Source organism: Arsenicibacter sp. R0_47 (assembly GCF_057652235.1).
In genome coordinates this window covers 523064-541705 of record NZ_JBYFCJ010000001.1, presented here as the reverse complement: position 1 = coordinate 541705, position 18642 = coordinate 523064, and the positions used below count along the sequence as shown (strand labels likewise).

Sequence of the window (18642 nt, the reverse complement as noted above, 5' to 3'; positions counted from 1 at the left end):
GAAGCACCCCGCTTAACACCTGCCCATAAACCACAGTAAGGCAGACACTTACAGTTTGTCTATGTTTTTGTCTATGCCCTTCCTGGTCGCGCTACCAGCCGCTGTGGCTACCTTAGACATGCACAAGATGTATAGCTCCTGTATGAACACACTACGCTTATTCCTCCGGCAGTCCCGCCCCCGTTTATCCGCACATCAGCTTCCTGGCGTTATCTGCACCGGTCTGTTTTTACTCATCTGCTGGCTGGCCACAGCTCCTGATACACACGCCGGAACCGCACCGGCCGCCTCCCCGATTACCGTTACCGGATTCACATCCTTATCTTTTCTTAACGGTACGTATAATCCGACCTCAACGGCCAATGAGTGGTCGCAGGACGTTACCGTGACAGCCGGCTCACCGACGGTCACGGTCTTTATCCGCTGGTCGGGAAACCGCTGGGAGATCAGGGATAATACCCGATATTATGCCTATAATGAAACCGGCACTGCCGCCGGCCCTCCCTGCACCGGCTGGATACCTGAATTTTCAGGCATCAATACAGGTGGAATGCCAACGCTGAGCGGAGGCTGTACAACTCCGGCCAATGCAGTCGGTAATGTAGTGGTGACAGGTATGCCTGCCGGATTGGCGTCTGCAAATACAACCTACCAGTGGGTGGGTACCTATAACGGAGCCAACCGGTGGGCTGCTTCTGTTACGTTTAGCGGAGCTGAGATTATTGCTTTCATCCAGTGGTCATCAACGCAAACCCGATGGGAGCTGGTACTTCCGTATCCGTTGACTATGCTCCTATCATATAACCTGGCCGGTTCCATCACAAAACTACCCTGCACCAACTGGTTGGGGCTAACCAGTCCTACGCTAAGCGGAGCCTGTAGCAGCGTATCACCACCCGATGGCATTACCAACCTGACCGTAAGCGGCTTTACTTTCACAGACGCGAATGGTGAATACACCTGGATCGGTACCGAAAATGCCCCCCCGGTATGGCGGCGAAAAGTTACGCTGACAGCCTCAAATCAACCTTTAGAATTGACTCCCTGACAACCAGTCTTACCAATGAATGCGGCACCAGCGCACCCGTGACCCGGACGGTGACCGTGGGCCGGAGCTGCCCGTAAACCACTAACTTATATACTAAACGATCCGGCGCGGTATGCACAAAGCCAGTACCCTACCGGAGCGAACGGATGCTTTTCTCCCAATCCTGTTCGGTTGGTAACTGTACACACCGGAAACCAATCCCCTCGCTCCTGCCCTGGCGGACGGCCAGTTTTTCCCACTCCTGTTCGGTTGGCAACCGATAGACGACCTGCCGGCCGGCCGCAGCATTGGCCTTTTCCATAACCTGCCACGACGCCGGTGCGGTATGGGTCTGCCGGTACGTCGCCACGGCGCTGCGCCACTGACAGTAGGTTTCGGCTTGCTGCCAGCTCACCCCCGTCACCGGTTTATCGGCATTGGCGCGGGCGGTGGCTGCCTTGCTCCATTGGTCAGGAATCAGCGTTTTGTAATTTTTCGCAAAAGCGGGGTCATGCTCAGCAAACTGCAGAAAAGCTGCCCACTCTTTATTCGATACGGGCCGCTGATCAAGTGTGACCTGCGCCTGTACCGTTAAACCGGTTACGCAAGCAAGGGCAAGGAGGAGTTTTTTCATTGTGTGTCTGTGTTTTTCTTTCAGAACGCGGTAGCAGCGGCTTAGCGTATAGGTGCTGTCAAATTAACTCCCTTGTGGAAAAAAGCACGTTCAGGCATCTGAAGATAAAGCATGTTCAGCCAGCCGATGACCTTTTTCCCGATCCTCATGATGCTTTCGGGCATCTCCCCTGTTCAGCCAACAATACCTGTCAGCCAGCCGGCCCGGCAGGATACGACCGCGTACGCCATTGTACAGGTCGCACCGGCATTTACCGGTGGCAGCCAGGCCCTGTTCCGGTTTATTCAGCAAACCAGCAACTATCCTGTTGTCCAGCCCGACAAACAGCCGAAAGGAACGCTGGTGATTGTCCGGGCCATTGTGGAAAAAGACGGCAGCCTTTCGCGGCCGGTTATTCACTACTCAGCCGGAGAGGAAGCGTATGACCGGGAAGCACTCCGCATTGTCAGCCGGATGCCGGTCTGGAAGCCGGGTTCGCAGGATGGCCGCGTACTGCGGGCCTATACGCAGATTCCGTTCCGGTTTGTTGCCGGCCCCAAAAAGCCATAGCCACTCAACAGCAAAGCCGGACAGTACTGTTGCACTGTCCGGCTTTGCTGGATTATACTACCCGCCTATTCTGCCCGCAGGTATTGGATCGGATTGGCACAAACCGCCTTCATCACATACCGGTACACCGTCAGCACCGTAATCAGCAACGTGACGAGCAGGGTAACCAGCAGCATCCAGGTACTCATCGATACGTGGTAGGTGTATTGCTGCAGCCAGCTCCCCATGAGCCACCAGCCCAGCGGAGCGGCCACCAGAAAGCCAATAGCCAGTAACTGCCCGAACTCCCGGCCGAAAATCCAGAGCAGCTGTACTGTCCGGGCACCCAGCATACGCCGTACCCCGATCTCCTTGCCACGGGCCTCAGCCATAAACATGACCAGCCCGTATACACCTAAGCAGCTCATACCAACGGCAATCAGGGCGAAAATCTGCACAAAGCCAGCCAGCAGCTTTTCGGTTTCAGTAAAGCGTTCCAGCATACTGTCTACATCCTGCCCGCGATACACCTGATCGGGAAAGGTTTTGTCCCAGATGGCCTGTATAGCGTCCAGCGTTTTATCGGTATAGCCGGCCTTCAGGGTAATCATCGCCATGCGGCTGTGCGACGCATCGTGCAGCAGCGAAACCGGCATCACCGGACTACGCAGATCACTGCTCCGGAAATCACCGACAACCCCCACAATCACGCGGTCGGCATCCTTCATACGCACCTGCTTACCGATGGCACTCGCCGGCGAAACGCCCAGTTTTTTAACCAGTGTTTCGTTCACAATCATTTCCCGACCGGCGGTATCGGCCGGATTCAGGTTACGGCCCGCTACCAGCGACAGGTCAAACGCCTTCAGGTAGTATTCATCGGCCGCCCGGAGACGGGTTTCAAAGCCTTCGGGTTCGGTTCGGGTGTGGTAGCTGAACGGTACCGGCCGATTAAACGGCGCGGCCGGCGGATCGCTGCCAAACGTGACCTGCTCAACTCCCGGCACCCGCAGCCAGTTCTCCCGCAGCTGGCTAAATGGCACCGCTCCGTCGCGCGGCATCCAGACCGCCAGTACGCCCGTGTGCCGGAAACCCCAGTCGACCGAATCCATATGCCGGAGCTGCGTGGTGATCACCAGCACGATCAGCAAAAACAGCTGGGTCAGCAGAAACTGACCGGTTATCAGGCCCCGCCGGACCCGAAGCCCGCCCGCCGAACGGGTTGTCAACCGCCCCGAGAGCACTTTGGTCGGATTGAAGCGGGATAACACCAGCGCCGGATAAAAGCCTGCCATCAGGACAACCAGCAGGATCAGGGCCGCAAACCAGCCCATGGCCCGGGGTTTCAGCAGGTCCAGAATCGAAATGGACGGATCCAGTTTTTCGACTACACCCGCCAGCGTCCGGTTCACCAGCGGCAAGACCAGCTGGGCCAGCAGCAGCGCTACCGCAACGGCTACGAGCGTCAGCAGCAACGTTTCGAGCAAAAACTGCCGGATCAGCTGCCGGCGCGAACTGCCCATCACCTTCCGGACCCCGATTTCCCGCGACCGTTGCAGAGCCTGCGCCGTTGCCAGGTTTACGTAATTGATGCAGCCCGCCAGAATCAGCAGCATCCCGACCAGAATCAGCGCGTACAGAATCGGGCGCGGGGCCATGCCGCTGCGCTGGTGGTTCAGCTCTCTGAGCGGCAGCATCTGGTAGTCAAAATGCTTGCGGTCTTCGTCGGACAGGTATTTCTGCTTAACCGCCGGTAACACCTGCGCCAGCTGCTGCGGACTCGCACCCTCACGCAACACCACAAAACACATCGCCTGTAAGCCCGTCCAGTCCTGAAGAGCTTCCTGGTTTTCGAGTACCGGGATGGTGCCATACGACACCAGCGCGTCATACCGGAGCTGCGTATTCGGCGGCGGATTTTTGATGATGCCGGTAACGGTCAGCGTCGTGCGGTTGTCGAGCCGGAGGGTCTTGCCGAGGGCATTTTCCGTATCAAAATATTTCTGTGCATAGCGCTCGCTGAGGACAATGGTGTTGGGCGTTGCCAGTGCCGTTTTGCGGTCGCCACTCACCCATTCGACGCCGAAAACATCGAAGTACTGAGGCTCGGTATAACACATGTTGCGGGCCTCACCGAATTTTTTAGCCCAGCCGCCCTTACCGTCGGGCACGCTGATGTTCCGGCCGAAAAATGTTTCCAGCCGGACCGCAGTTTCAACAAACGGATACTCGCGCCGGAGCACATCTGCCATCGGACGGGGCGCGGCATCGGTCGGGACGGTATGCTCCCGTTTGATATCCGTAACGACCCAGTACGACCGGTCTATGTGCGGATGATAGCGGTCAAAGCTAAACATGTAGTTGACCACCAGAAAAATGACCATGCCGCAGGCCAGCCCCAGCGCCAGCCCGCCGATGCGGATTATGTTGACACGGCGCTCCCGCCAAAGCCGGCGACCGGCCAGTTTCAGATAATGAGTAAGCATACAGTTTATGACTAATTGGTTCAGGAAAAAGGCAGAAAGCGTTAGCGGGCCCGCATCCGGAACAGCCGCCGGGCGCCGTAGGCGCATACCGCCGCCCCCAGCGCTACCATCCAGACGTTCTTAAACACGGCCGGTGAGATGGCAAATAACCGGCCTGCCCACATCATGCAGATCATAACCGTGGCAAAGGCCACCACGCTACCCCGCATCCATGCCGGCCACTGCGCCGATACCAGATGCCGTTGCCCCGGCCGCCGGCCGGTTCCCCGTACAGCGATACCGTCATAGCGCGGCCGGGTCCGCCCTCCCGGGCTATGGCGCTGTCTCGTCATGAGCAACGCCTCTTCAAACGGCTTGCCGGAGGCCATCAAGACCTCAACCTCCAGCGCCAGCCGGCGGATTAATGGCTCCGGTACCTCACGCTGCGACGTCCGCCGCCTCAGTTCCTGCCGTAGCCGGTATACTTGTACACTGGATAGTTGTTGCATGGCTTGCTGATTGATATGATATGGAACAAAAATATATAAGAAAATTATATATACAAGCACTAAGGATAAGAATATAAAAAAGGGCCTGCTTCCGGAAGCAAGCCCTTAAGGGTGAGTAGCTCAGAAAAACGGCTCAGAAACTCCATTTCAGCCGTACGGCGAGGTTACGGCCCGGATCATCGGCGAAGTAGCGGAAGCGGTTCAGGTAATCGCGGTAAACGGTGTTAAAGAGGTTATTGACCGACAGGCTAACGGTCAGGCCGTGCTCACCGGCGAAAGGAAACGTTGCTCCGACTGCAGCATTCCAGAGCGCATAAGCCGGTGGCGGAGCGACAAAATCGCTGTTGGCCGGCACACGGTTCTGCCGCGCTACCAGCAGATTACTGATCTCGGCATACAGATCATGCCAGTGAGCATGTTCGCCTTTTTTCTGCGTATCCCGCCCCCAGACCGGCAGCTCAAAGCGAAGGGCATTGTCAAACCGGTTCGGGGCAATCCAGACCAGCGGCTGGTGATGGACAACATCCTGTACGTAGAGATACGCCAGTTTGGTCGTCCACAACAACCCGCCCTGATTCGTTACCGGCAGCAGCGTAACGGTTGCCGACGCGTCAAAACCGGTGTATATCACGTCGGTCTGCGTGTATTTAAAGAACGGAAACGCCCCGCGGATCGTCAGCCGGGGTTCGGCCTGTGGTTGCAGGTAAATGTAATCGCGGATGTAATTGTAAAACAGATCGACCTCGGCCTGAATGCGTTTGCCGGTATAGGTCGTGTTCCAGTTCAGGTTATATGCTTTTTCGGGTTGAAGGCCCGGATCGCCCAGTTCGTAGGCAGCCGCCCCGTGGTGCACCCCGTCGCTGAACAATTCGCTGACATTCGGCGCGCGCCAGGCCGTACCGAGATTCACGCGGCTCGTCCATGCCTGATTAAGGGTGTAGGTTGCGCCCAGCGTGCCGGAACCGTTGGCAAACGCGTAGACGGGGCTGGTTAATACCCCGTTCTGGTAGCGGAATACCTGCATGTGCCGGACATCAAACCGCAGACCGGCTTCATACTCCCAGCGTTCCTTGCGGAGTTTTTCAATCCAGAACGCCCCGCCCGCAAACGTCCGGAAGTTAGGAATCAGGGGCCGGCCGTTCATGATATTAAACTGGTACATGCCCGTCACGCCTGCCTGCCCGCTCAGCGCCCCGACGGGCTTGTGTTCAAACACCAGATCACCGGTATAGGTCGTCAGCCGGAACCGGAGCTCGGGCCGGTTCAGGGCAGCGAGGCTGTCATTACGCGGCCGGTGGAGGTCAAACTCACTCCGGTCGTCGAACTGGCGGGCCAGCGTCAGCGTCCAGAGTCCTTTTTCAGATGGTTTATAGGTAGTCCGCCATTTCAGCAGATCGTGCTGTACCTGCTGCGACGGCCGGTCAATGGCATAACTGAATCCGCTTTTAATATATGGTTCACCCGAGGCCAGTACCTGTTCCAGATCGGTCAGGCTACCAATGTGAGCACCGGTAAAAATCCCGATTTTGGTGTTGAAGCGACTATAAAACAAGTCGGTGGTCAGCTTGCGGGTACGGTAGGCCATCGCCACCGAGCCGTTCTGCTCCGACGTACCGGTGTTGCTCAGATAATAGCCGGGCGTCTGGAGGTTGCCGCCCCGTTTCAGGGTTCCCTGCACCCGCCAGGCAAACTGATTGTCCTTGCCGAGGGTATTTTCGGTCTGTCCCGACACAACGCCCTGCCGCCCGTTCGTAAAACCAACCATGTTGAGTTCGCCGTGCTGCCCGTGAGTAGCCGGCAACGGTGCAGGCTCAACCAGAATAACGCCGCCGATGGCATCGGAGCCATACCGTACACCCGACGCTCCTTTTACTAATGATACACGGCTGGCAATAAACGGGTCAATTTCGGGCGCGTGTTCAGAGCCCCACTGCTGCCCCTCCTGCCGGATGCCGTTGTTCAGAATCAGAATGCGGTTGCTGTGAAATCCGTGAATGACCGGTTTAGCAATGGTAGAGCCGGTCTGGAGGGTGGTTACGCCCGGCAGTTTTTTCAGTGCCTCACCCAGCGACTGCCCGCGCGTCTGGTCAAGTTCCCTGCCTGCCAGCACCTGTACCGCCTGGCTGCTCAGTGCCGCTGTCTTCTGGGCCGTTACATTCACATCGTGCAGGTGAACGGCATCTTCGTCCAGTAAAAAATCCTGATTGCGGGACGATTCATGTTCAATAGTGAGCGTCTGCCGGATTTCCTTATAGCCCAGAATCCGGGCCAGCAAGGTGTAGCGTTGCGGACAGAGATGGTCGATACGGTAATTGCCGCTGGTATCGGTAACGGCCCCGAGACCGGTTTCCTGAATGATCACGGTTGCGCCCGGAATAGGCTGATTACTTTCCCGGTCAATGACTTTACCTTTTATATAACAGGAACAGGGTGTCTGCGCCCATGCCGCCTGCACAACCAGAAATAAGCTACCAATCAGACTAATCCAGAGACTCCGCATCCGCGTGTAAGAGAGTTTTCAATGCTTTTTTACTAACGCAACCATGTTTCAAAAAGGTTCAACCCAAGGGTTAACAAAAAAAAAGTTGTGTCTGGGCAAACTAAAGCATCTTGTTTAACGTATTACTACCAAACATTAAACAAAACAGGGAACGGGTTTTCTACATTTTGGGGCTTTTTTTCCACAGTCCACAATTTAAACTGAGAGCTCAACCCTAAAACTGGCATAATTTAAGCCATTTATAAATCAACGACTTAGCTATTTTTATCAGTATTTTGGCTAAGTGAATTTAAAATTTCTGAAACTGGTTGGATTTTTGTTCAATTGATGTATAAATTTGGTTCAACAAAAAAATATATAGATCCATGACAGCGCTCGAATTCACTCAACATATCGGTAAAGTCTCGAAGTCACTACGTCCGTTTGCACTCCGCCTGACAAAAGACGTTGAAGATGCGAACGACCTGTTACAGGACACCCTGTTAAAAGCATTCACCAACCGTGACAAGTACACGGATGGTACCAATCTTAAAGCGTGGTTATACACCATCATGAAAAACACGTTCATCACGAACTACCAGCGTATGGTTCGTAAAAACACATTCATCGACACAACGGATAACCTGCATTACATCAACTCGACAGAAAGCAGCACCGACAACATGGCTTACTCGACCTTTGCTCAGGAAGACATCGCCCGTGCCGTAAGTGGTCTTGATGATACATACCGGACGCCGTTCATGATGCACTTCCGTGGTTTCAAATACCATGAGATCGCGCAACGCCTCGACATTCCTATCGGTACTGTGAAAAACCGCATTCACATTGCCCGGAAAGAGCTGAAAGATAAACTGAAGATATATGCCTATTACGGCGCCTGAACAAAGTACCGCTCAAGCGGGTTATCATCAAAAACCTTGATTGAGTAGTTTTTGGTTAAAAAAGAGGAAGGTTCCGAAAAGTTGGGTGTTTTACGCCCAACTTTTTTGGCTTTTGTAAACCAAATGTTCCTTCTTTAGTTATCAATTGTACACCTGCGCGCGTGAAAGTACGGCCATCGCCCGCAGGCCACCACTAACTAACCGTAAACTACCTACATGCCTAAACGTGTTCTGGTCATTGGTGCCGGTTTTGCCGGTCTGGCAGCCGCTACCAGTTTAGCCGATAAAGGCTATGACGTGACCATTCTCGAAAAAAACAGTACGCCGGGCGGCCGCGCCCGTGTGTTTGAAGCAAATGGCTTTGTGTTCGATATGGGTCCCAGCTGGTACTGGATGCCCGATGTGTTCGAAACCTACTTTGCCCGCTTCGGCCGTAAACCCGCTGATTATTACAACCTTGTCCGGCTCGACCCGTCGTATACCGTTATTTTCGGTCCCGGCGACGCCGTTGATCTCCCCGCCGGCGTCAATAACCTACAGGCACTTTTTGACACAATTGAACCCGGCAGCGGCCAGAAACTGGCTGAGTTCCTGCGGCAGGCGTCTTATAAGTACGATGTCGGTATCCATAATTTTGTCTGGAAACCAAGCCGGTCGGTCACTGAGTTTCTGAGCCTTAAACTCCTGTACGATGTCACGCGGCTCGATGTCTTCCAGTCCTTTTCGTCGCATGTGCGGAAGTTTTTCACCAATCCGAAGCTGCTACAGCTGGTTGAATTTCCGATTCTGTTTCTGGGAGCAACCGCCGAAAACACACCGGCCATGTACAGCCTCATGAATTACGCCGAAATGACGATGGGGACCTGGTACCCGATGGGCGGCATGCATGAGATTGTGAAGGGCATGGTTAGTCTGGCCGAAGAAAAAGGGGTAAAAATTCTTTACAACCAGACTGTTCAGCGCATCGACGTCACCGGCAGCGAAGCACAACGGGTTATTACTGACGCCGGCGTGTTTGAAGCTGATGTAGTAGTGGCCGGTGCCGATTACAACCACGTTGACACCAAACTCCTCGACCAGCCGCTGCGTAACTACGATGATGCCTACTGGCAGAAGCGGGTGATGGCCCCGTCGTCGCTGCTCTTTTACCTGGGCGTTAACAAGCGGGTTCCGAAACTACAGCATCATAACCTGTTTTTCGACGAGGATTTTACGCTCCATGCACAGGAAATCTACGAGACCCCCCGCTGGCCAAGCAAGCCGCTGTTCTATGTGTCGGCCCCGTCGAAAACGGATCCGTCGGTAGCACCCGAAGGCTGCGAAAATTTATTTCTGCTGATTCCGGTTGCCCCCGACCTGACCGACGACGAAGCCACGCGGGAAAAATACTACAACATGCTGATGGACCGGCTGGAAACCTACGTGGGCGAAGACGTTCGTAATCACGTAGTTTACAAACGCAGCTATGCCCATCAGGACTTTAAGAGCGATTACAACGCATTCCGCGGCAATGCCTATGGGCTGGCCAACACGCTGATGCAGACGGCCATTCTGAAGCCATCTTTGAAAAACAAAAAAGTTTCCAACTTGTTTTATACTGGTCAGCTGACGGTGCCGGGTCCCGGCGTCCCCCCTTCACTGATTTCGGGGCTGGTGGTTGCCGATGAAGTGGCAAAAGAATTTGCCCTTGCCTGACCGGTTGTCCCGTTGGCTATCTTTTCCTTACTTGTAACTTAGAAATACCTAACTTATTGCCAGTACCACTACCCGTACAAGCACATGATGTCATTATTCAACCAGACGGCGCTGGAATGCAGCAAACTGATTACTGAACACTACAGTACGTCGTTTACGCTGGGAATCAAAACGCTGGACCGCAAGTTCCACTTCCCGATTTATGCCATTTATGGGTTTGTCCGCTATGCCGATGAGATTGTGGATACATTCCATGATTACGATAAGAAAACGCTGCTCGAAAAGTTTAAGAAAGATGCTTATACGGCCATTGACGAACGCATCAGCCTGAATCCGGTATTACATGCGTTTCAGCTGGTTGTCAGACAATACGACATTGAGCATGAGTTGATTGAGGCATTTCTGAAGAGCATGGAAATGGATCTGTATTTTCAGGATTACGACGCCAGCGGCTACAATGAATACATCTACGGCTCGGCCGAAGTGGTGGGCCTCATGTGCCTGCGGGTATTCTGTGAAGGCGACTCTGCCATGTATGACCGCCTGAAAGAACCGGCCCGTAAACTGGGAGCTGCTTTCCAGAAAGTGAATTTCCTGCGTGATGTTAAAAGCGACTATCAGGAGCGCGGGCGGACCTACTTCCCGGGCGTCAACTTCGACGATTTCACCTGCGATGCTAAGGAGCTGATTGAGCGCGATATCCAGAACGATTTCGACGAGGCTTACATCGGTATCATGAATCTGCCGAAAGGGGCACGTATGGGGGTTTATCTGGCCTATGTCTATTACCAGACGCTGTTCAATAAAATCAAGGCCTTACCGGTTTCCCGCATACAGACGGAGCGGGTGCGGGTGCCTGACACGAAAAAAATTGCGCTGCTGGCCCAGACCTACCTCAAGTACCGCCTGAACGTTATTTAATTACCGAACCACCGAGGCACGAAGACGTGACGATACACGAAGGCTTTGTGCTCCACTGTTGCTTAGTGCCCTCGTGGTTATTCATGTGAATGCTTATTTGATTGTTAGCGCCTTTGTGGTGCCAACTGCTCTAATTCTGTCTCATTTTGCTGTATCTTTGTTGTAAAATCACAACATATTGTACATGGTGGCAGAGGAGATTATATCACCGGACGAGGTAGCCAAACCCGATAGCCCTGTTTCAGGCGCGGAAAAATTCGAAGCAGTTATTGGATTGGAAGTGCACTGTCAGTTGCTGACAGAAAGCAAAATGTTTGCCGCTGATGCGAATGCGTTCGGGGCGGACCCGAACACCAATATCAGCGTCATTACCCTCGCACACCCCGGAACGCTCCCGAAAGTAAACCGCAAAGCCGTTGAATACGCCGTGCGTATGGGCTTAGCCTGCCAGTCAGAAATCACCCGACATAACGTTTTTGCCCGTAAGAATTATTTCTATCCTGACCTGCCGAAGGGTTATCAGCTCTCGCAGGATAAAGGTCCGGTTTGTGTGGGTGGCGGCATTCTGGTCAAAGTGAAGGATCCGGAGACCGGTGCGCCATACGAACGCGTGATTGAGGTTCACCATATTCACCTCGAAGAAGATGCGGGAAAATCTATCCACGATGCCGACGACTGGGCCACCTGCCTGGACTATAACCGCGCCGGTACCCCGTTGATTGAGATGGTAACCGACCCCTGCATCCGGAGCGCCGAAGAAGCCGGTGCCTACCTGACCGAAGTACGCCGGCTGGTGCGCTACCTGAACATCTGCGACGGCAACATGGAAGAAGGCTCACTGCGTTGCGACGTAAACATTTCCATCCGTCCGAAAGGTGAAACCTGGCTCGGCACTAAGGTAGAAGTGAAAAACCTGAACTCGATCCGGAACGTACAGCGGGCTATTGAGGTAGAATTCCGCCGCCAGATTGAGCTGACTGAAACCGGTGGCCGGATTATTCAGGAAACCCGTACGTTTGATGCCGGCAGCGGACAGACGTTCGGCATGCGGGAAAAGGAAACGATGAACGATTACCGGTATTTCCCCGATCCTGATCTGCAACCGGTAACGATTTCAGACGAGTGGATGGCAACGATTGAGGCGACTATGCCGGTGTTGCCTGCTCAGATGTATCAGCGGTTTGTGGAACAGTACGGTCTGCCGGAATACGACGCCGCCCTGCTGACCGACGCCCGCGAAATGGCTGAATTTTACGAGTCCGTTTGCCGGTATACCACGAATTATAAAGCGATTTCGAACTGGCTGATGGGCCCGGTACGGTCGCTGCTGAACGAAAAAACGCTCCGCGAACGCCAGTTTCCGGTTGATGCTGAGCGGATTGGTGCTATGATCAACCTGATCGATAATGGCACGATCAGTCAGACGGCGGCGCAAAAGGTGTTCAGCCTGATGGCCGAAGGTGCTACCGAAATGCCGGATCAGCTGGCCGGACAGCATAATCTGATTCAGAACCGCAATACCGACGCGCTCGGAACGTTGGTAGAAGAGGTATTAGCCGCATGGCCCGATAAAGTCGCTCAGTACAAAAAAGGCAAGAAAAACCTGCTGGGTATGTTTATGGGTGAGGTCATGAAAAAATCGCAGGGCTCAGCCGACCCGAAACTGGTTAATGCGTTACTAATGGAAAAGTTGAACCAATAACCACAGGCAGGCAGCGCAACCCGTTCGTAAACGGCTGTTGCACCGCCTGCATGACAAAACAAGAATACCATGAAGGTAAAAAATGGCCTTTTGGCCGGCCTGTCTATCCTCAGCCTAACCGCATTTGCACAAACACCTGCCACCAAAGACTTTACCGTTACCGGTAAGCTGAAAAGCTTTAACCCGGGCGGCAAAGTGTATCTGGAAAGCAACGGCCAGCCGGCCGCGCGGCTCGACTCCGCAACGATCAGCAAAGACGGTCAGTTTAAGCTGACGAGTAAGGTGCCTTTTGGCGGCACTATCTATATTCTGGCGGCAAATGATCAGAAAGTTGCCCTGCTGGTTGAAGGCGGCGAAACACTGACGGCCAACATCGACGGCTTCCGCGAAAATCTTAAAACAAAGCAAAAAGGTACGGCAACGGTAACGGGTTCCAAAAACATGGACTATTACCAGCAGATCATGGGTCTGCGCGAGAGCATCGAATCACGCGTACAGACCTGGAATAAGCAGTATCAGGATGCCAGTGCGAAGAAAGACAACAAGAAAATCGCCGAGATTGAGCAGCAATACAATACCGCCAACGCCGATATGAAGGTGAAGGTAAAACAGATGCTGCCGAACATGGGTACCGATCTGGTAGCCCTGTTTGCGACCAACTTCCTCGACGAAAAAGAAGACTTTGAGGATCTGGATCAGCTCGCCCGTAAGTTTGAGAAAGAGAAGCCGGACAGCCCGATTGCCCAGTCGTTTGTTGGCCGCATGAACCGGCTGCGCGGGCTGATGATCGGTGCGGTGGCTCCTGATATTCAGCTGACGGATACGACTGGTGCGGTGGTGCCGCTGTCGTCGCTGAAGGGTAAATATGTGCTGATCGACTTCTGGGCCTCGTGGTGCGGTCCGTGCCGGATGGAAAACCCGAACGTCGTCCGGATGTATAACAAGTTCAAAGACAAGGGCTTTACCATTTACAGTGTATCCCTTGACCAGACGAAAGACAACTGGCTGCGCGCGATCCGCAACGACCATCTGACGTGGACCCATGTATCAGACCTCAAGTTCTGGCAGTCGGCCGCCGCTCAGTTGTATGGTGTTCAGGCGATTCCGGCCACGTTCCTGCTTGACAAGGAAGGCAAAATCATCGCCAAGAACCTGCGCGGTGAGGCTCTGGAGCAAAAACTGGACGAAATTCTAAAGTAAGTCAACCCCAACCCATAAGCAGAAGGTCAGGTGTAATGCCTGACCTTTTTTTGTAAACTCCCCGATTCAACTCCCCGAAAGTTTAGAACTTTCGGGGAGTTTGGTCTTCATTTTAAGTACTTTTGCGGACCGGATTTTCCGGCTATTTACTTCATCACATCCCTTTTTCAGCGTTTGGCGTTGTCCCTGACAGGTAGCCAAAGCCGTTTTATGTATCACTCTCGTGCTTGTCAAAATACCCCGAAGCATGAGTCATCACATACGCAGGGGGTTGTTTTTAAATCCAATGAAAGTTGCTATTGTCGGCTGTGGAAACATGGGTATGGCGTTTGCCAAATCATTTTTACAGTATGATCTGGTGAAACGCGATGACCTGATGCTCATCGAAAAAAGTGCGGACCGCTCCGAAGCCCTGAAGGCCGAAAAAGCGGGTATGGTTGTTGACACCATCGGCCCGCGCGTGGCAGACTACAATCTGGTAATTCTGTCGGTAAAGCCGCAGGACTTTGCCAGCGTGCAGGACGAATTGCGGAAAGCCCTGCAACCGCAGCAGGTAGTGCTGTCGATCATGGCCGGTATCCCGATTTCGTTGATTCAGGAGCGTCTGGCCCACAAACAGGTCGTCCGGGCGATGCCGAATACACCGGCGATGCTGGGGCTGGGCATTACCGGTTTTGCCGCTGCCGATGAAGTACAGATTGGCAACCTCCGCAAGGTCGAAAACCTGATTAACGCGACAGGGCGGTCAATTTTCCTGGAAGACGAAAGCATGCTGGATGCCGTTACGGCCGTAAGCGGCAGCGGACCGGCGTATTTTTACTATATCGTAAAAGCCATGGTCGAAGCCGGGAAGCAGCTTGGCTTCGACGAATCGGTATCGACCCTGCTGGTGAAGCAAACGATGCTGGGGTCCTATAACCTGATTCAGAATACTGATAAATCGCTGGATGAGCTGATTAAGGCGGTAGCATCGAAAGGCGGTACTACCGAAGCCGCGCTCCGGCAGTTTGAAGCCGGCGGGCTGGCCGAGACGCTGATTGCGGGCATCAAAGCCGCCCAAACCCGCGCCACGGAATTATCGAAAGGCTAACTATCTCTTCTTGTAGCGGTACAAAACCGTACCGCTACAACCAATACGGATGCCGCCCGCAAGCAGCGTTTAAACACCCTCCTCCGGCAAGTCGGCAAAAATTTCAGTCAGCGGCAGTTCAAACAGACCAGCGTTGGCTATATCAGGCGCCATACACCTTATAGCGCTCCTTACTGCATCAACGTGACCATTTAGTGTTGGCACGACGTCCGGTCGTGCCAACACTAAGCTACTACACCCCCGTATAATTATACGGCGTAATGGCACTCAGCTCAGCTTTTACGCTATCTGATACGTCAAGGTCCTGAATAAACGCCTTGATGCTGGCTTCTGTAATTTTTGCGTTTGTGCGGGTCAGGGCTTTCAGGGCTTCGTAAGGCTGGGGATAGCCTTCGCGGCGAAGTACCGTCTGAATGCCTTCGGCCACGACTGCCCAGTTCTCTTCCAGATCTGCCCGGATGGCTGCTTCGTTCAGTTCCAGTTTATCCAGTCCTTTCAGCGTCGATTTCAAGGCAATAACGGCATGGGCAAATGGTACGCCCAGATTCCGCAATACCGTCGAGTCGGTCAGGTCGCGTTGCAGACGGGAAACCGGCAGTTTCGCCGACAGGTGTTCCAGCAAGGCGTTGGCAATGCCCAGGTTACCTTCCGAGTTTTCAAAATCAATCGGGTTAACCTTGTGCGGCATCGCCGACGAGCCAACTTCTCCGGCTTTGATTTTCTGCTTGAAATAGTTCATCGACACATACGTCCAGACGTCGCGGTCGAGGTCAATCAGGATCGTATTCAGGCGTTTGAAGGCGTCGAGGGTTGCAGCCAGCATATCGTAATGCTCAATCTGGGTCGTGTACTGGCTCCGCGTCATGCCCAGCTTACCCACAAACTCATCGCCGAAACGTTTCCAGTCAATGTCAGGATACGCTACGCGGTGGGCATTGAAGTTACCCGTTGCTCCGCCAAACTTGGCTGCTGTCGGAATATCAGCCAGCATAAACAGCTGCTTTTCCAGACGCTCACAGAATACCAGCAGCTCCTTGCCTAAACGGGTCGGTGAAGCCGGCTGACCGTGCGTACGGGCCAGCATCGGAATGTCCTCCCACTGATGGGCCAGTTCCTGCAACCGCTGATATACCTTCCGGTACAATGGTGTAATCTCCAGATCCAGTGCTTCGGCCAGCGACAGCGGAATGGCGGTGTTGTTTACATCCTGCGAGGTCAGACCAAAATGGATAAACTCCAGATACGGCTCAACCGGCAGGCCTTTCAGTTTCTCCTTGATAAAGTATTCAACGGCCTTCACGTCGTGGTTAGTCGTTGCCTCGATCTCCTTGATCCGGAGCGCATCGGCCTCCGTGAAGTTCTCGTACAACGCCCGAAGCGACGGATACACCTCAGGATCAACGCCTTTCAACTGGGGGATTTCCCATTCGCAGAGAGAGATGAAATACTCGATTTCGATGCGAATGCGGTAGCGGATCAGACCAAATTCAGAAAAATAAGGCGCCAGCGCCGATACTTGCCGACGATAGCGACCATCGACCGGCGAGATAGCCGTCAGAGCAGATAATTCCATAAATGTGATTCAAAATGCAAAGGTAGCAGTTGACGGCCTATCGCAGGCGGTCAGCTGCCGTTAAATTTCAATTTGGCCTGATTCAGAAGGGATTCAGGTAAACGCCGAGGCCAACCCACTGGACCTGCTGGTTCTCATACTGGCTGTAGGGACGGAATCCGGTGTAACTTTCGATCAGGAAGCTCAGCGAATTACTGGTTGATTTACCCAGTTCGATACCGGCGGCAAAGTGGATACCCGGCCGGAAATCGTTTTGCTGCCAGACTTTCAGGTCCATCCCTGCCACCGGCCGTACAAACTTAGCAGCGCCCGTTGCCGGATTCGGCTTACGGTAGTAAAAACCGGCCTGTGCGCTGATTTTGCGGCGTTCCTCCGGTTTGCGGAGGCCATAGCCAAGGTTCACGTAATACCGCATCCCTTCGAGCGTCTGCACGTCGCGGCTGTACGTTACATCCAGCAGTTCGTAATTCACCGGATTTGGTGTCCGGTAGTTAATCTGGTTCCGGATCAGGTAATCATCGCCGAGGTGCGACGACAGGTGATAGCCACGGAAACGCCAGCTGTTCCGGCCACTGCGCAGATTATAGAAAATACTAACCTTGTAATCGTTATTCACGATCTGACGGCGCTGTATGTTTTTCTCATCGCGGAACACCTCAAACTGGGTAAACGAGACAATATCCAGCCCGACTTCGGCAGCGCGTCCTTTTTTGGTAGGCCACCGGTAAAACGGCTTACCGAATCCAAACGAGAACGGCACATACGATCCGTCGTAGCGGTTCCCGTCAATGACAAATACCGGCAGCACGCTGAGGTAGGTCTGGGCTTCGAGCGGGTCGAGGGTAATAGGCGCAAACAGGTGACCACGCGGCAGAAATTCTGCTTTTACCGACGACGACTGTATGTTTTCCGGTGCAGCCGCTTCAGCTGTCGCAGCCGGTTTCGGGGTTTCAGTAGCTTTTTTCGCTTCTTTACTCCGTGCACGTTCAGCCTCTTCGGCCTGCCGGTGGGTCTTTTCTTCAGCCAGACGCGTCTGTTTTGCCTGCTCCGTTTTTATCCGCTCAGCCTCCAGCGTTTGCTGACGCTGTTGTTCGGCCAGCGCCTGATCGGCCTTCTGTTGTTTTACCCTGGCGCGGTCGGCCTCCAGTGTCTGCTGACGCTGCTGGTCAGTGGCAGTCTGCTGCTGAGTGGCTTTGGTTCGTTCAGCTTCGGCCGTTTGCCGGCGCTGCTGCTCATCCAGTTGTTTTGCCTGCGCGGCTTTGGTGCGCTCCGCTTCTTTAGCCTGCTGACGGGCTACGCGGTCAGCTTCTTTTTGCTGGCGTTCACGCTCCCGTTCTGCTTCTCTGGCTTGCTTACGGGCCAGTTCTTCGGCCTCTTTCTTTTCTTTGGCTAACCGCTTTTCCTCCGCTTCGTTCGATGAAGAAACGGTCGAAAACGGCGAGGCTGATGACACGGGTGCAGTGGCGGCCGGCGTAGTCGCCGGAGTAGTCGCGGCCGGTTTTGTCTCCGTCACCGGTGTAGCCGCTTTTTGTTCTTTTGCCAGCTTAGCGGCTTCGCGCTCCTGCTTTTCGCGGGCTTTAGCTTCTTCCTTTTCTTTCTTTTTCCGTTCCTTTTCAGCCTGTTCAATTTGCGCACGACGCTGTAATTCGGCCATTTCTGCCTTGTAACGACGCTGGTCTTCGATCCATTTCGCCTGCTTCTCCCGAAGCCGGATTTCGGCAGGCGTCAATGGTTTACCGTTCGGGCCAAGCGGAACCGTGGTTGAGGCAGGTTGGGTGGCTGACTGTGCCAATGCCATCGTGGCCGAAAAAACGGTCAGGGCAAGTACACAGCTCATCCGCCGGAAAGAGTAGAAAGGTTGGTTCATGTAAAAAGATTGGCAAACAGAATGTTCAGGGAAATGAATAATTGATAATG

Annotated in this window: 14 protein-coding genes; 8 read left to right on the top strand and 6 right to left on the bottom strand. The window is 53.9% G+C overall.

Going from position 1 to position 18642, the window contains the following annotated elements; all coding sequences use genetic code 11:
* Window positions 1-142 precede the first annotated feature (142 nt).
* On the top strand, window positions 143-1048 hold the full coding sequence (locus AC23NW_RS02195) for a hypothetical protein (RefSeq protein ID WP_487447404.1): 906 nt from the start codon (window positions 143-145) through the stop codon (window positions 1046-1048).
* Between the two features lie 130 nt (window positions 1049-1178).
* Here AC23NW_RS02195 and AC23NW_RS02190 read toward each other — a convergent pair whose 3' ends face one another.
* Window positions 1179-1661: a formylglycine-generating enzyme family protein gene (locus AC23NW_RS02190; RefSeq protein ID WP_487447403.1), complete on the bottom strand. Its 483-nt coding sequence runs from the start codon at window positions 1659-1661 to the stop codon at window positions 1179-1181.
* A 111-nt stretch (window positions 1662-1772) separates the two neighbouring features.
* On the opposite strand from AC23NW_RS02190, the gene AC23NW_RS02185 reads away from it, so the two are divergent.
* Window positions 1773-2210, top strand: a complete 438-nt coding sequence (locus AC23NW_RS02185) for an energy transducer TonB (RefSeq protein ID WP_487447402.1) — start codon at window positions 1773-1775, stop codon at window positions 2208-2210.
* Window positions 2211-2275: 65 nt separating this feature from the next.
* Here the strand turns inward: AC23NW_RS02185 and AC23NW_RS02180 are convergent, their stop codons facing one another.
* From AC23NW_RS02180 to AC23NW_RS02170, 3 genes are all read right to left on the bottom strand, one after another.
* Window positions 2276-4675: an ABC transporter permease gene (locus tag AC23NW_RS02180; RefSeq protein WP_487447401.1), complete on the bottom strand. Its 2400-nt coding sequence runs from the start codon at window positions 4673-4675 to the stop codon at window positions 2276-2278.
* Between the two features lie 41 nt (window positions 4676-4716).
* Window positions 4717-5163: a hypothetical protein gene (locus AC23NW_RS02175; RefSeq protein ID WP_487447400.1), complete on the bottom strand. Its 447-nt coding sequence runs from the start codon at window positions 5161-5163 to the stop codon at window positions 4717-4719.
* Window positions 5164-5296: 133 nt separating this feature from the next.
* A complete protein-coding gene (locus AC23NW_RS02170) occupies window positions 5297-7663 on the bottom strand; it encodes a TonB-dependent receptor (RefSeq protein ID WP_487447399.1) in 2367 nt (788 codons plus the stop codon).
* A gap of 365 nt (window positions 7664-8028) precedes the next feature.
* On the opposite strand from AC23NW_RS02170, the gene AC23NW_RS02165 reads away from it, so the two are divergent.
* The 6 genes from AC23NW_RS02165 to proC all read left to right on the top strand — a co-directional run bounded on the left by AC23NW_RS02165 (window position 8029) and on the right by proC (window position 15152).
* The gene (locus AC23NW_RS02165; protein ID WP_487447397.1) at window positions 8029-8544 is read left to right on the top strand and encodes an RNA polymerase sigma factor; all 516 of its coding nucleotides are present in this window, start codon (window positions 8029-8031) and stop codon (window positions 8542-8544) included.
* Window positions 8545-8760: 216 nt separating this feature from the next.
* Complete coding sequence (locus tag AC23NW_RS02160) at window positions 8761-10239, top strand: phytoene desaturase family protein (RefSeq protein WP_487447396.1); 1479 nt, start codon at window positions 8761-8763, stop codon at window positions 10237-10239.
* Window positions 10240-10323: 84 nt separating this feature from the next.
* Entirely contained in the window at window positions 10324-11160 is an 837-nt protein-coding gene (locus AC23NW_RS02155; protein WP_487447395.1) for a phytoene/squalene synthase family protein, read from the top strand.
* Window positions 11161-11344: 184 nt separating this feature from the next.
* On the top strand, window positions 11345-12862 hold the full coding sequence (gene gatB, locus AC23NW_RS02150) for an Asp-tRNA(Asn)/Glu-tRNA(Gln) amidotransferase subunit GatB (protein ID WP_487447394.1): 1518 nt from the start codon (window positions 11345-11347) through the stop codon (window positions 12860-12862).
* A gap of 69 nt (window positions 12863-12931) precedes the next feature.
* Entirely contained in the window at window positions 12932-14062 is a 1131-nt protein-coding gene (locus tag AC23NW_RS02145; protein WP_487447392.1) for a redoxin domain-containing protein, read from the top strand.
* 286 nt (window positions 14063-14348) lie between these two features.
* A complete protein-coding gene (proC, locus tag AC23NW_RS02140; protein ID WP_487447390.1) occupies window positions 14349-15152 on the top strand; it encodes a pyrroline-5-carboxylate reductase in 804 nt (267 codons plus the stop codon).
* 232 nt (window positions 15153-15384) lie between these two features.
* Here proC and purB read toward each other — a convergent pair whose 3' ends face one another.
* Entirely contained in the window at window positions 15385-16725 is a 1341-nt protein-coding gene (gene purB / locus AC23NW_RS02135) for an adenylosuccinate lyase (RefSeq protein ID WP_487447388.1), read from the bottom strand.
* An 82-nt stretch (window positions 16726-16807) separates the two neighbouring features.
* Window positions 16808-18592 carry a DUF1207 domain-containing protein gene (locus tag AC23NW_RS02130; protein WP_487447387.1) on the bottom strand — a complete coding sequence of 595 codons (1785 nt, stop codon included), beginning with the start codon at window positions 18590-18592 and terminating at the stop codon, window positions 16808-16810.
* Between the last annotated feature and the right edge of the window lie 50 nt (window positions 18593-18642).

What these genes read in the sequence shown, in the direction of transcription:
- AC23NW_RS02195 (WP_487447404.1), top strand. Translation starts at nt 143, where the DNA reads ATGAACACACTACGCTTATTCCTCCGGCAGTCCCGCCCCCGTTTATCC.
- AC23NW_RS02190 (WP_487447403.1), bottom strand. Translation starts at nt 1,661, where the DNA reads ATGAAAAAACTCCTCCTTGCCCTTGCTTGCGTAACCGGTTTAACGGTA.
- AC23NW_RS02185 (WP_487447402.1), top strand. Translation starts at nt 1,773, where the DNA reads ATGTTCAGCCAGCCGATGACCTTTTTCCCGATCCTCATGATGCTTTCG.
- AC23NW_RS02180 (WP_487447401.1), bottom strand. Translation starts at nt 4,675, where the DNA reads ATGCTTACTCATTATCTGAAACTGGCCGGTCGCCGGCTTTGGCGGGAG.
- AC23NW_RS02175 (WP_487447400.1), bottom strand. Translation starts at nt 5,163, where the DNA reads ATGCAACAACTATCCAGTGTACAAGTATACCGGCTACGGCAGGAACTG.
- AC23NW_RS02170 (WP_487447399.1), bottom strand. Translation starts at nt 7,663, where the DNA reads ATGCGGAGTCTCTGGATTAGTCTGATTGGTAGCTTATTTCTGGTTGTG.
- AC23NW_RS02165 (WP_487447397.1), top strand. Translation starts at nt 8,029, where the DNA reads ATGACAGCGCTCGAATTCACTCAACATATCGGTAAAGTCTCGAAGTCA.
- AC23NW_RS02160 (WP_487447396.1), top strand. Translation starts at nt 8,761, where the DNA reads ATGCCTAAACGTGTTCTGGTCATTGGTGCCGGTTTTGCCGGTCTGGCA.
- AC23NW_RS02155 (WP_487447395.1), top strand. Translation starts at nt 10,324, where the DNA reads ATGATGTCATTATTCAACCAGACGGCGCTGGAATGCAGCAAACTGATT.
- gatB (WP_487447394.1), top strand. Translation starts at nt 11,345, where the DNA reads ATGGTGGCAGAGGAGATTATATCACCGGACGAGGTAGCCAAACCCGAT.
- AC23NW_RS02145 (WP_487447392.1), top strand. Translation starts at nt 12,932, where the DNA reads ATGAAGGTAAAAAATGGCCTTTTGGCCGGCCTGTCTATCCTCAGCCTA.
- proC (WP_487447390.1), top strand. Translation starts at nt 14,349, where the DNA reads ATGAAAGTTGCTATTGTCGGCTGTGGAAACATGGGTATGGCGTTTGCC.
- purB (WP_487447388.1), bottom strand. Translation starts at nt 16,725, where the DNA reads ATGGAATTATCTGCTCTGACGGCTATCTCGCCGGTCGATGGTCGCTAT.
- AC23NW_RS02130 (WP_487447387.1), bottom strand. Translation starts at nt 18,592, where the DNA reads ATGAACCAACCTTTCTACTCTTTCCGGCGGATGAGCTGTGTACTTGCC.